Origin of the sequence: Streptomyces sp. P9-A4, from assembly GCF_036634195.1 — a bacterium.
GTDB lineage: Bacteria > Actinomycetota > Actinomycetes > Streptomycetales > Streptomycetaceae > Streptomyces.
On record NZ_JAZIFY010000002.1, the window covers coordinates 357,902 to 371,136 of the forward strand.

10 protein-coding genes are annotated in these 13,235 nt (G+C 72.5%); all 10 read left to right on the forward strand.

What is annotated here, in order from left to right; translation table 11 throughout:
• Positions 1-7: 7 nt before the first annotated feature.
• From V4Y03_RS32350 to V4Y03_RS32395, 10 genes are read left to right on the forward strand one after another with little or no spacing between them, the layout of a single operon-like run.
• Complete coding sequence (locus tag V4Y03_RS32350) at positions 8-2,197, forward strand: bi-domain-containing oxidoreductase (protein ID WP_332437555.1); 2,190 nt, start codon at positions 8-10, stop codon at positions 2,195-2,197.
• Complete coding sequence (locus V4Y03_RS32355; RefSeq protein ID WP_332437556.1) at positions 2,194-4,182, forward strand: heparinase II/III family protein; 1,989 nt, start codon at positions 2,194-2,196, stop codon at positions 4,180-4,182. The genes V4Y03_RS32350 and V4Y03_RS32355 overlap by 4 nt, the downstream gene beginning before the upstream one ends.
• Entirely contained in the window at positions 4,182-5,756 is a 1,575-nt protein-coding gene (locus V4Y03_RS32360) for a right-handed parallel beta-helix repeat-containing protein (RefSeq protein ID WP_332437557.1), read from the forward strand. Before V4Y03_RS32355 ends, V4Y03_RS32360 begins: the two co-directional genes overlap by 1 nt.
• A gap of 1 nt (position 5,757) precedes the next feature.
• Positions 5,758-6,981: an O-antigen ligase domain-containing protein gene (locus tag V4Y03_RS32365; RefSeq protein WP_317877024.1), complete on the forward strand. Its 1,224-nt coding sequence runs from the start codon at positions 5,758-5,760 to the stop codon at positions 6,979-6,981.
• A 7-nt stretch (positions 6,982-6,988) separates the two neighbouring features.
• On the forward strand, positions 6,989-8,200 hold the full coding sequence (locus tag V4Y03_RS32370; RefSeq protein ID WP_332437558.1) for a glycosyltransferase: 1,212 nt from the start codon (positions 6,989-6,991) through the stop codon (positions 8,198-8,200).
• Positions 8,197-9,432 (forward strand): class I SAM-dependent methyltransferase, encoded by a 1,236-nt coding sequence (locus V4Y03_RS32375; RefSeq protein WP_317877022.1) that lies wholly within the window; start codon positions 8,197-8,199, stop codon positions 9,430-9,432. Before V4Y03_RS32370 ends, V4Y03_RS32375 begins: the two co-directional genes overlap by 4 nt.
• Positions 9,429-10,244 carry a glucose-1-phosphate cytidylyltransferase gene (locus V4Y03_RS32380; protein WP_317877021.1) on the forward strand — a complete coding sequence of 272 codons (816 nt, stop codon included), beginning with the start codon at positions 9,429-9,431 and terminating at the stop codon, positions 10,242-10,244. The genes V4Y03_RS32375 and V4Y03_RS32380 overlap by 4 nt, the downstream gene beginning before the upstream one ends.
• Positions 10,241-10,888, forward strand: coding sequence for a PIG-L deacetylase family protein (locus V4Y03_RS32385; protein ID WP_317877020.1), 648 nt, complete (start codon positions 10,241-10,243; stop codon positions 10,886-10,888). The genes V4Y03_RS32380 and V4Y03_RS32385 overlap by 4 nt, the downstream gene beginning before the upstream one ends.
• A gap of 3 nt (positions 10,889-10,891) precedes the next feature.
• On the forward strand, positions 10,892-11,917 hold the full coding sequence (locus tag V4Y03_RS32390; protein WP_317877019.1) for an NAD-dependent epimerase/dehydratase family protein: 1,026 nt from the start codon (positions 10,892-10,894) through the stop codon (positions 11,915-11,917).
• Between the two features lie 59 nt (positions 11,918-11,976).
• Positions 11,977-13,230, forward strand: a complete 1,254-nt coding sequence (locus V4Y03_RS32395) for a DUF4910 domain-containing protein (RefSeq protein WP_332437772.1) — start codon at positions 11,977-11,979, stop codon at positions 13,228-13,230.
• Positions 13,231-13,235 lie beyond the last annotated feature (5 nt).

Below are 13,235 nucleotides of genomic sequence, written 5' to 3' on the forward strand. Positions count from 1 at the left end.
GACTTCGGTGAAACAGGTCGTACAGAACTACAAGAGCGGCGAGCTGACGGTGCTGGACGTGCCGGTGCCGGGGTGCAAGCCGGGCGGTGTGCTGGTCAGGACCGCCTACTCGCTGATCTCCACCGGGACCGAGCTGATGAAGGTGTCCGAGGCCGGCATGTCGATGCTGGGCAAGGCGCGTTCGCGGCCGGACCAGGTGGCCAAGGTCGTCCAGAGCGTCGCCACCAACGGGGTGCCCGCCACCTACCGCAAGGTGATGGGCAAGCTGGACTCGTACACGCCGCTCGGCTACTCGCTGTGCGGGGTGGTCGAGCAGGTCGGCCCCGGGATCGACGATGTGAAGGTCGGCGACCTCGTGGCCTGCGCCGGCAACGAGCACGCGCTGCACGCCGAGCTGAACTGGGTGCCGAAGAACCTCTACGCCCGGGTGCCGGAGGGCCTCGCGCCCCGGCACGCGGCCTTCGGCACCGTCGGGTCGATCGCGTTGCAGGGCGTCCGCCAGGGCGAGCCGCAGCTCGGTGAGGTGGCGCTGGTCATCGGTCTCGGGCTGATCGGCCAGCTGGTGGTGCAGCTGCTCGTCGCCTCGGGCGTCCGCGTCATCGGCGTCGACCCCGATCCGGCGCGCTGCGACCTCGCCGAGCGGCTGGGCGCGGCGGCCTGCGGCGATCCGTCCTCGGCGGGCGTGGCGAACGCCGTCGCCGAACTCACCGACGGGCACGGGGTGGACCAGGTGTATCTGGCCGCCGGCGGGGACAGCAACCAGCCCGTGGAGCTGGCCGCCCGGATGAGCCGGGACCGAGGCCGGGTCGTCGACATCGGCAAGTGCAGCCTGGACCTGCCGTGGAACGCGTACTACGAGAAGGAGCTCGACGTCCGGTTCTCCCGCAGTTACGGCCCCGGGCGCTACGACCCGGAGTACGAGCTCGCGGGGCGGGACTACCCGATCGGCTATGTGCGCTGGACCGAGCGCCGCAACCTGGCCTGCTTCCTCGATCTCCTCGCCCGGGGCAGCGTCGACGTGGAGCCCCTGGTCTCCCATGTCGCCGACTTCGACGACGCCGTCGAGACGTACCGGAGTCTGAAGGACGGCGATCTGAAGGCGGTGGCCGTGCTGTTCCGGTACCCCGAGGACACCGCGGCGGCGGAGGCTCCGGCGGTGGCCGTGCCGGTGGTGAGGCGGGGCGCCGGTGGTGCGTCCGCCCCGGTCCGCGCCGCCGGGAGGCCGGTGCGGCTGGCGTTCGTCGGCGCGGGGAACTACGCCACCTCGATGCTGCTGCCGCACCTGGCCGGGCGCGAGGGCGTCGAGTTGTCCACGGTCGTCACCACGACGGCGCTGTCCGCGGCCAACGCGCGGCGGAAGTTCGGCTTCGCCTCGGCGACCACCGATCTCGACGCCGTGCTCGGCGACAGCTCCGTCGACGCGGTGTTCGTGGTCACCCGGCACAGCTCGCACGCCGAACTGACCCGGCAGGCGCTGCTCGCCGGGAAGACGGTGTTCGTGGAGAAGCCGCTCGCCCTCGACCACGAGGAGCTGGCCGGCGTGCTCGCGGCGGTGGAGGAGTCCGGCAACGACCGGCTGCAGGTGGGCTTCAACCGCCGGTTCGCGCCGATGCTGCGGGAGGCCCGGCAGCGGTTCGGTGCCCGGACGGGTCCGGCGAGCCTCCGCTACCTGGTCAACGCGGGCCGCCTCGACCACGGCAGCTGGTACCTCAGGCAGGGCACCGAGGGCACCCGCTTCGTCGGCGAGGGCGGGCACTTCGTCGACACGGCGAGCTGGCTGCTCGGGGCCGATCCGGTGTCGGTGTACGCGGTCGGCACGGCCGGCAACGAGGACCTGCAGGTCGTGCTGGGCTACCCGGACGGCTCCACCGCCACCATCAGCTACGTCACCACCGGCGCGCCCGGCTTCCCCAAGGAGACGCTGGACCTGGTCGCGGACGGCAGGGTGCTGCGGCTCGACGACTTCGTCCGTGCCGCCGTGTACGACGGCGGACGCAAGGGGTGGGGCTCCTCGCGGCTGCCCAAGGCCCGGGACAAGGGCCAGTCCGCCGAGCTGGCCGCGTTCGTCAGGGCCGTACGGACCGGCGGGCCGATGCCGGTGCCGCTGGAGTCGCTGGTCGCCACCACCACGGCCACCCTCGCCGTACAGGACGCCCTGGCGGGCGGTGCTCCGGTGTCGATGGCGAGGACGCGATGACCGTGAGCTCGGGAAGTCCGGGCTGGTACCTCCGGCGGCTGTCCCGGATGGGACCGGCGGAGGTCGGCGGCCGGGCGGTCGACGCGGCGCGCAGGCGGCACTGGCGGTCGGCGCGGCCGAGGGTCCCGAGGGTGACCGGCGCCCGGTTCACCGCCGTGCTGCCCGCCGGGACGGTCGCCTCGATCGCCCCGGACGCCGCGAAGCGGCTGGTCGCGGAGGCGGACCGCCTGATGGCCGGGCACGCCGAGTTCTTCGGCGTGGAACGCGACGACCTGGTCGACCCGGACTGGTGGTACGACCCGAAGACCGGTCGCCGTGCGCCCTGGGGCTACGCCTTCGACGTCCCGTACCGGGAGGAGGAGGCGGTCGGGGACATCAAGCAGATCTGGGAGCTGTCCCGGCACCAGTACCTCACCGTGCTCGCCGCCGCCTACGCGGTCACCGGGGACGAGCGGTACGCCGAGCGGGTCGCCGGTCACCTGAGGTCGTGGTGGGCGGCCAACGCGCCGCTGCGCGGGGTGCACTGGACCAGTGGCATCGAGCTGGGCATCCGGCTGCTGTCCTGGGTGTGGGTCCGCCGGCTGCTCGACGGCTGGCCCGGTGCGGCCGACCTGTTCGAGGACAACCCGGTGGCGCTCCATCAGATCTGGCACCACCAGCGCTGGCTGGCCGGCTTCCCCAGCCGGGGGTCCTCGGCGAACAACCACGTCATCGCGGAGGCCGCCGGCCAGTTCGCCGCTGCCTGCGCGTTCGACTGGTTCCCGGCCTCGGCGCGCTGGCGGGCCGAGGCGCTGCGGTCCCTCGACCGGCAGCTGCGGAGCAACACCTTCCTCTCCGGCCTCAACCGTGAGCTGGCCACCGAGTACCACGGGCTGGTCCTCGAACTCGGCCTGGCGGCGGTGGCGGAGGCGGACGCCTTCGGGGTGCCGGTGCCCGCGTCGGTCCGGCTGGTGCTGCTGCGGATGACCGACGCGCTGGCGGCCGTCGTGGACGGGCGGCTGCGTCCGCCGCGCCAGGGGGACGCGGACGACGGCCACGGGCTGGTGGTGGACGGTGCGGGCACGGACCGCTGGGGCTCGCTGCTCGCCACCGGGGACGCCGTGTTCGGGCGGCTCGGCTGGTGGCCGGAAGTGACCGGCACCGATGTGCGCACCCCGCTGCTCGCCGCGCTCGTCCGGCCGTACGCGAAGGGCGGGACCGCATCGGCCGTGTCCCGTCCGGCGGGCCGGCCGGGACATTTCGCCGACGCGGGCATGACCGTCCTGCGGGGTCCGGAGGGGATCTGGTGCCGCTGCGACGGCGGTCCGCACGGGTTCCTGTCCATCGCCGCGCACGCGCACGCGGACGCGCTGTCCGTGGAGGTCCGGCACGACGGCGTCGACGTGCTCGCCGACCCGGGGACGTACTGCTACCACGGGCAGCCCGAGTGGCGGCGGTACTTCCGGTCGACGCTCGGCCACAACACCCTGGAACGGGACGGCGCCGACCAGTCCGTCTCCGGCGGCCCGTTCCTGTGGACCCGGCATGCCCGCACCCGGATCCTGGTCGCGGGCCCGTCCGACGTCTCCGACGGGGGGACGGCCCGCTGGTCCGCCGAGCACGACGGCTACCAGGGCTCCGTGCACCGCCGCCGGGTGGAGCTGACCGCCGAGAGCCGGGAGCTGCGGGTGGTCGACGAGGTCCACGGCGAGCGCGGGCCCGTGCGCCTGGCGTTCCACCTCGGCCCGGCGATCGGTGCGGAGCTGGTGGGGAACCGGGCGGTGCTCGTCTGGACCCGGGACGGCGAGGACCGCTCCGCGGTGCTCGATCTGCCCGGGGAGCTGTCCTGGCGGGCGCACCGCGGCGAGAGCGACCCGCCGCTGGGCTGGTACTCCCCGGGCTTCGGGCGCAAGGAACCCGCCACCACCCTGGTCGGCACCGGCTTCACCGAAGGCGCGGAGGGCTTCACCACGGTCCTCAGGTTCCGCGCCCGGGAGGACGTGTGATGATCGAGCGGCGGCGCCGGACGGTGCCGACGGCGCCGCTGGTGCTGCTCCTGCTGGCGGCGACCGGCTGCACGAGCGCGTCGGACGCCCCGGCGGGACCCACGGGTACGCGCTCCACGTCCCGGGCGCCGGCCCCGTCCGGGGTGCCCTCCGGCTCCGGTGCGCCCGCCACCGCCGTCGCGCGGGTGTGCGCCGAGCCGGCCGTCGGGCCGGCGAAGCCGCCGCCGGGGGCGGTGACGGTCGACCCCGCGGTGGTGGGCGACCTGGCCGCGAAGACCGAGAGCAGCCCCCCGGGCACCACCTTCTGGCTCCGGCCGGGCACCCACACCCTGGAGCGTGACCTGTATGCCCAGGTCATACCCAAGGAGGGGAACCGCTACCTCGGCGCGCCCGGCGCGGTGCTCGACGGCCGGAAGGTCAACCAGTACGCGTTCGGGGGCACCGCCCGTGACGTCACCCTCCGCTTCCTCACCGTGCAGCACTTCGTCGCGCCCAACAACGAGGGCGTGGTCAACCACGACATGGCCGACGGATGGGTGATCGAGCACGCGAGGATCCAGTACAACTCCGGCGCCGGGCTGATGGCCGGTGCTCGCCAGCAGCTGCGCGGCAGCTGCCTGCGCGACAACGGGCAGTACGGGATGAACGCCTACAAGACCGGTGACTCCATCAAGGGTCTGGTGGTCGAGGGCAACGAGGTCGTGGGCAACAACACCGACGACTGGGAGCGGCGGGAGCCGGGCTGCGGCTGCACCGGGGGCATCAAGTTCTGGGCCGTGGACGGCGCCGACGTACGGGGCAACTGGGTGCACGACAACCGCGGGGCCGGGTTGTGGGCGGACACCAACAACAACGACTTCCTCATCGAGGACAACGTCATCGAGGGCAACGACGGCGCCGCGCTGATCTACGAGACCAGCTACAACGCGGTCGTCAGGAACAACACGATCCGGCGGAACAACTGGGTCGAGGGCCGCGACGCCGCCGGGCAGGGCGACGACTTTCCGTACGGCACCGTGTACGTCTCCGAGTCCGGCGGGGAACCCCGGGTCCGGGCCCGAACGGACAGGATCGAGATCTACCGGAACCTGCTGGAGGACAACTGGTCCGGGATCACCCTGTGGGAGAACGCCGACCGGTTCTGCAACAGCGCGGCCAACACCTCGACCGACTACTGCACCTTGCTGGTGAAGGACACCGGCCGCTGCGCGCCGCCGGCGATCTCCCGCGCCCCGCTGTACGCCGACTGCCGGTGGAAGACCCAGCGGGTGGACATCCACGCCAACCGCTTCGTGCTGGACAAGTCCGTCGTCGGCTGCACGGTGGGCTGCGACCGGATGGCGGTGCTCTCCAACCACGGCACCGATCCGGACTGGTCGCCGTACCGGGGCGAGCGCGTGGCCGAGGCGATCACGGGCGGGCAGCAGAACCGCTGGCACGACAACGTCTACGTCGGACCGTGGACGTTCGTCGCCCACGACGCGGGCCGGACGCTCGGTTTCGGGCAGTGGCGGGGGGCGCCGTACCGGCAGGACGCGGGCAGCACGATCCGCGTACGGGACGGTGGTGGTTGAGATGGCCGGGGACCACAGGTCGAAGTTCGTCGGTACGGCGTGGGCGCTGCTCGCCCTCAACACGCTCGGCTCCGCCGGGGCGAAGACCGTCGTCCCGCTGCCCCGCTCCCTCATCCAGATGGCCACCATGGGCGCGCTGGTCGCCGCGTTCGCGCTGGCGCTCGCGGCCAATCTCCAGCTGCGCATCCGGCCCAGCGCTTTCGTGTTCCTGCTGACCCTGCTGCTGGTGCCGAGCGTGATCTCCAGCGTGCATCTGGAGGTCGGCTTCGGCGCGCTGTTCCGCTGTGCCCGGCTGGCTCTCTTCGTCGCCACGCTGTGGCTGCTCAGCCGCTGGTGGGACGGTGGTCTGACGTTCGTCCGCCATCACATCCGGATGTACTTCGCGGTGCTCGGGCTGGTGGCCGCCGGTCTGGTCGTCTCACCGGGCACGGCCATGCCCGAGTACTACGGCGGGCGTCTGGTCGGCGCGCTGTGGCCGCTGACTCCGCCGCAGATCGGGCAGTACGCGGCGGTCGTCATCGGGCTCACCGTGCTGCTGGCGCTGAACCGCCGGATCACCGGACCGAGCGCGGCGGTGATCATCGTGCCCTCGCTCGTCCTGCTCGCGATGACCCATACCCGGACGGCCACCCTCGGTCTGATCATCGGGCTGGTGCTGGCGATCGGCTCGCTGGTCCTGACCAGCGGGGCCGCCCGCCGGTTCTTCGCCTGGGCGGTGCTGAGCGCCACGGTGGCCGCGGTGGTGTTCGGTTCCGCGCTGCGGGCCTGGTTCCTGCGCGGGCAGAGCCAGCAGAACCTGTCCAACCTCACGGGCCGGGCCAAGGTCTGGGACGCCCTGCTCGCGGCGCCCCGGACGACCTCGGAGCGTCTGTTCGGCACGGGTCTGGGCGACAAGTCGTTCGACGGGCTGCCGATCGACAACAGCTGGCTGGCCGTCTACGACGAGCAGGGCCTGATCGGCGTCACCATCGTGGCCGCGATGGTCATCGTGCTCGGGGCCGTCGCGCTGCTGCGTCCGCCCTCGCTGCCGAGGGCCTGCGCGATCTTCCTGATCAGCTACTGCGCGCTCTCCTCGTACACCGAGGTCGGTCTCGGCGACGCCTCGGCGTATCTGCTGCATCTGACCTTGGCCGCCTCACTGCTCGTGGTGCCCGCACCCGTACCCGAGCCGCTGCCGGCGGTCGACGTTCCCCGACAACGCGTCCCGCGATGGGCCCGGAGGTGACCTGACCATGCATGTCCTTGTGGTGCACAACCGCTACTCCTCGGCGCAGCCGAGCGGGGAGAACAGGGTCGTCGACGAGGAGGTCGGGCTGCTGCGCGCGGCCGGCCACCGGGTCGACCTGTTCGAGCGGCGCAGCGACGACATCGCCGCCCGGTCGCTGCTCGGCAAGGTCGCGGTGCCGCTCCTGGTGCCGTGGAACCCGGCGGTCCGCACGGAACTCGCCGCCCGGCTCCGTACCGAGCGGCCGGACGTGGTGCACGTCCACAACGTCTTCCCGCTCCTGTCGCCCGCGGTCCTGGCCGCCTGCGCCGACGCCGGTGTGCCGGTGGTCGCCACGCTGCACAACTACACCCAGGTCTGCCCGCCGGGCACGCTGCACCGGGACGGCCGGGCGTGCACCGAGTGCGTGGGATCGGCGGCGGCGCTGCCGGCCGTCCGGCACGGCTGCTACCGGAACTCCCGGCTCGCGACGGTTCCGCTCGCGGTCAGCCTGTCGGTCAACCGGCGGCGGTGGTGGTCCGGTGTCGAGCGCTTCCTCTGCATCTCGGCGGCGCAGCGCGACATCCTGGTGCGGTCCGGCATGCCCGCCGAGCGCCTCGCGGTGAAGCACAACTTCGTGCCCGACCCGGGTACCGCCCGGACGGGCGACGGCGAGCATCTGCTCTTTCTCGGCCGGCTCGCGGAGGCCAAGGGCGTGCGGCTGCTGATGACCGCGTGGGACGTGCTGGCGGCGGACGGCGGGGTGGGCGTGCCGCTGGTCATCGCCGGTGCGGGGCCGCTGGAGGCGGAGGTGACCGCCTGGGCGGCGGGCCGGGACGACGTGCGGTACGTCGGCCTGTACGACCCGGCCCAGTGCCGGGAGGCGGTGTCGCGGTCGGTCGGGGTGGTCGCCCCGTCGATGGCCCAGGAGACCTTCGGCCTGGTGGTCGCGGAGGCGATGGCGGCCGGGGTCCCGGCCGTGGCCGCCGGTCACGGCGCCTTCGTGGAACTCGTCGAGGACGGGGTGACCGGGCTGCTGCACCGGCCGGGCGATCCCGCATCGCTGGCGTCCTGTCTGCGCCGGATCACGGCCGGACCGGACCGCAACAGGGAGATGGGCCGGGCGGCCCGGCGCCGCTACGAGCGGGGTTTCAGCCCGGCCGTCGGTCTGGAGCGCCTGGTGGAGGAGTACCGCACCGCGACAGCGGGTCGGACGGAATCAATGGGGGGTAGCAGATGACACGATGCCGACTCTGCGGCTCGGCGGAGCTGACGAGCGTCGTCGACCTGGGGGCGACGCCTCCGTGCGAGAGCTTTCTCGCCGCGGACCAGCTGGACCGGCCGGAGCCCGCGTACCCGCTGCACCTGCGGGTGTGCACGGAGTGCTGGCTCGCGCAGATCCCGCCGCTGATCACGCCGGAGGAGACGTTCGAGGAGTACGCGTACTTCTCCTCGTACTCGACCTCCTGGGTGGAGCACGCGCGGACCTTCGTGGCCGACTCCGTGGAGCGGCTGGCTCTCGGGCCCGACGCGTTCGTGGTCGAGGTCGCGAGCAACGACGGGTACCTGCTGAAGCACGTGGTGGACCGGGGGATCCGCTGCCTGGGCGTCGAGCCCTCGGTGAACGTGGGGGCGACGGCGCGGGACGCCGGTGTGCCCACGGTCACGGAGTTCCTGAGCCCGGAGACCGGTGCGGCCGTCCGCGCCGAGCACGGCCCGGCGGACCTGGTCGTGGCCAACAACGTGTACGCGCACATCCCCGACGTGGTCGGGTTCACCCAGGGGCTGCGTGCCCTGGTCGCGGACGACGGCTGGGTCTCGATCGAGGTGCAGCACCTGCTGACGCTGATCGAGGAGAACCAGTACGACACGATCTACCACGAGCACTTCCAGTACTACACGGTGGCGTCGGCGATCCGGGCGCTGGCGAGCGGCGGACTGGCGCTCGTGGACGTCGAGTTGCTGCCCACGCACGGCGGCTCCATCCGGCTGTGGGCCCGGCCGTCCGAGGTGGCCGGTGAGCCGTCGCAGCGCGTGTCCGAGGTGCTCGACCGGGAGAAGGCCGCCGGGCTGCGGGACCTCTCCGGCTACGCCGAGTTCTCCGCCCGGGTGGCCAAGGTGCGCCGGGACCTGCTGCGGTTCCTCATCGAGGCGGCCGAGCGCGGCGAGACGGTCGTCGGCTACGGCGCCCCGGGCAAGGGCAACACCCTGCTCAACCACTGCGGGATCCGGCCCGACCTGCTCGCGTACACGGTGGACCGCAACCCCTACAAGCACGGCAGGTTCACCCCGGGCACCCGCATCCCGGTCCTGCCGCCCGAGCGGATCGCCGCCGACAGGCCGGACTACGTCCTCGTCCTCCCGTGGAACCTGAGGGAGGAGCTGACCGAGCAGTTGTCCTTCGTCCACGAGTGGGGCGGCCGGCTCGTCTTCCCCATCCCGGAACTGAGCGTTGTCGAGGTGAAGTCATGAAGGTCGTACTGTTCTGCGGCGGATACGGGCTGCGGATGCGCAGCGGAGCCTCCGACGACGTGCCCAAGCCGATGGCGATGGTCGGCCCGAGGCCGCTGATCTGGCACGTCATGCGCTACTACGCGTACTACGGGCACACGGAGTTCATCCTGTGCCTGGGGTACGGGGCCGACCACATCAAGAACTTCTTCCTCAACTACGAGGAGACGACGTCCAACGACTTCGTGCTGCGGGGCGGGCGGACCGAGCTGCTGTCCACCGATATATCGGACTGGACGATCACCTTCGCGCAGACCGGCATGGAGTCGCCGATCGGGGAGCGGCTGCGCCGGGTGCGGCACCATCTGGACGGCGACGAGATGTTCCTCGCCAACTACGCCGACGTGCTCACCGACGCCCCGCTGCCGGAGATGATCGACCGGTTCTCCCGGCGCGACGCGGGTGCGTCGATGATGGTGGTGCCGCCGCAGTCCTCGTTCCACTGTGTGGACCTGGGCGACAACGGCCTGGTGGGGGGCATCACCCCGGTGAGCGAGCTGCCGCTGTGGGAGAACGGCGGCTACTTCGTGCTCCGCCAGGAGGTCTTCGACCACATCCCGGAGAACGGCGACCTGGTCGCCGACGGCTGCGCCGAACTGGCCAAGCGCGGCCGTCTGGTGGCGCACCAGCACCGGGGCTTCTGGAAGCCGACCGACACCGTGAAGGAGCGGGCGGCGCTCGACGAGGCGTACGCCAGGGGCGAGCGCCCGTGGGCGGTGTGGGAGCGGGACGGCGTGACCGTCGCCCCGGACGGCTCCGGGGCGCGGGCGTGATCCGGCTCGGGGGCGGGCGCGTGGAGCGGGTCGTCGCGGTGGGCGCGCACTGCGACGACATCGCCATCGGCGCCGGGGGCACGCTGCTCACGCTGTGTCTCGCACGGCCGGGGCTGCGCGTCGACGCGCTGGTGCTCTCCGGCGGTGGCGGTGAGCGGGAGCAGGAGGAGCGGGCCGCGCTGGCCGCCTTCTGCCCGGGTGCCGATCTGCGGCTGACCGTGCTCAAGCTGCCGGACGGCCGCCTTCCGGCGCACTGGGACGAGGCGAAGGCCGCCGTCGAGGAGCTGCGCGAGCGGACCGATCCGGATCTGGTGCTTGCCCCGCGCACGGAGGACGCCCATCAGGACCACCGCGGCCTGGCGCGACTGCTTCCCACCGCGTTCCGCGACCATCTCGTGCTCGGCTACGAGATCGTGAAGTGGGACGCCGATCTCGGCCGCCCGGTGGCGTACCAGCCGCTGTCGCCGGAGATCGCCGAACGGAAGGTGCGGCTGCTGCAGGAGCACTATCCCTCGCAGCGGCACCGGCCCTGGTACGACCGGGAGGCCTTCCTCGGGCTCGCCCGGATTCGCGGCATCGAATGCCACGCGCGCTACGCCGAGGCGTTCGCCGTCACCAAACTCACTCTCGACCTGGGGGAATGAACCTTGCGCGTACTGCTGACCGGGCACCAGGGCTATCTGGGCACCGTCATGGCTCCCGTCCTCGCCGCCGCCGGGCACGAGGTCGTCGGCCTCGACGCCGGCCTGTTCGCCGACTGCGTGCTCGGGCCGACGCCCGCTGATCCGCCGGGACCCCGGGTGGACCTGCGCGACGTCACGGCCGAGCACGTGGCCGGGGTGGACGCGGTGATCCACCTGGCCGCGCTCTCCAACGACCCGCTGGGCTCGCTGGCGCCGGACCTCACCTACGACATCAACCACCACGCTTCCGTACGGCTCGCCCGGCTGGCCCGCGAGGCCGGGGTGCGGCGCTTCCTGTACGCGTCGACGTGCTCGGTGTACGGCGCCGCCGGCGGCGACGAGCTGGTGGCCGAGGACGCGCCGCTGCGGCCGGTCACGCCGTACGCGGAGTCCAAGGTGCGGGTGGAGGACGACCTGCACGCGCTGGCCGACGACGGGTTCAGCCCGGTGTACATGCGCAATGCCACGGCCTTCGGCTACTCCCCCAGGCTGCGCGCCGACATCGTGCTGAACAACCTGGTGGGCCACGCGCTGCTGTCCGGCGAGGTGCTCGTGCTGTCCGACGGCACCCCCTGGCGTCCGCTGGTGCACGCCGCCGACATCGCGCGGGCCTTCGCGGCGGCGCTGGTCGCGCCCCGGGAGGCGGTGCACGACCGGGCGTTCAACATCGGCAGCGAGGCCAACAACGTCACGGTCGCGGAGATCGCCGGGCAGGTCGCCGAGGCGGTGCCCGGCTCGAAGGTGCGGATCACCGGCGAGAACGGCGCCGACCCGCGCTCGTACCGGGTGGACTTCTCCCGGTTCCGCGCCGCGATTCCCGGCTTCGACTGCGAGTGGACGGTGAAGCGGGGGGCCCTTGAACTCGCCGACGCCTACCGGAAGTTCGACCTGACCAGGGAGGACTTCGAGCGACGCTTCACCCGTCTGGCCGTGCTGCGCGCGGCGTCCGAGGCCGGCGCGGTCGACGACACCCTGCGGTGGCGCCGGTGACCACGGCCGACGAGGAGAACGACGCGGTCGCCCGGGGGGCGCGCGCGGCCGGCGACCGGATGCACGAACTGGTGGAGCGGCTGTACCCGCTGTGCCGGAGCATCACGGGCGACGGTGTGCGCGCCACCCTGGACATCGTCGGCGAGTACATCCCGCTCCAGGTGCACGAGGTGCCGACCGGGGCGCGGGTGCTCGACTGGACGGTGCCGCAGGAGTGGAACATCCGGGACGCGTACATCGCCGACGGCTCCGGCCACCGGGTCGTCGACTTCGCCGCGTCCAGCCTGCACGTGCTCGGCTACAGCGTGCCGGTGGCGCGGACCATGCCGCTGGCCGAGCTGCGCGGGCATCTGCACACCCTGCCGGACCAGCCGTCCTGGGTGCCGTACCGCACCAGTTACTACAAGCCGGAGTGGGGGTTCTGTCTGGCGCAGGAGACCCTGGACGCGATGCCGGACGGCGAGTACGAGGTGTGCGTCGACTCCACCCTCGCCGACGGCCATCTCACCTACGCCGAGCACGTGGTGCCCGGGCAGGTGGCCGAGGAGGTGATCGTCTCCTGCCACGTCTGCCATCCGTCGCTGGCCAACGACAACCTGGCGGGCATCGCGGTGGCGACCTTCCTGGCCCGTGAGCTGGCGGAGCGGAACCCGTACTACACCTACCGGTTCCTGTTCGCGCCCGGCACCATCGGGGCGATCACCTGGCTGGCCCGCAACGCGGAGCGGGTGGACCGGGTCAAGCACGGACTCGTGCTGGCCTGCGCGGGAGACCGGGGCCAGCTGACGTACAAGCAGAGCCGGCGCGGCGACGCGGAGATCGACCGGGTGATGCGGCACGTCCTGGCCGCGTCCGAACGCCCGCACCACGTCAACGAGTTCACCCCGTACGGCTATGACGAGCGGCAGTTCTGCTCACCCGGGTTCGATCTCGGCGTGGGCTCGCTCACCCGGACCCCGTACGCCGGTTACCCCGAGTATCACACCTCTGCGGACAACCCGGACTTCGTCTCCCCGGAGGCGATGGCGGACACCCTCGCCGTCTGCCGCGAGGCGTTCGCCGTGCTCGACCGCAACCGGCGGTACGTCAACCTCAGCCCCTACGGCGAGCCGCAGTTGGGCCGGCGCGGGCTGTACGAGGCGCTCGGCGGGCGCAGCGACACCAAGCAGGCGCAGATGGCCATGCTCTGGGTGCTCAACCTCTCCGACGGCGGGCACAGCCTGCTGGACGTCGCCCAGCGGTCGGGGCTGCCGTTCGACACCGTCGCCGCGGCGGCCGACGCCCTGCGCGGCGCCGGGCTGATCAAGGCATGACGCCC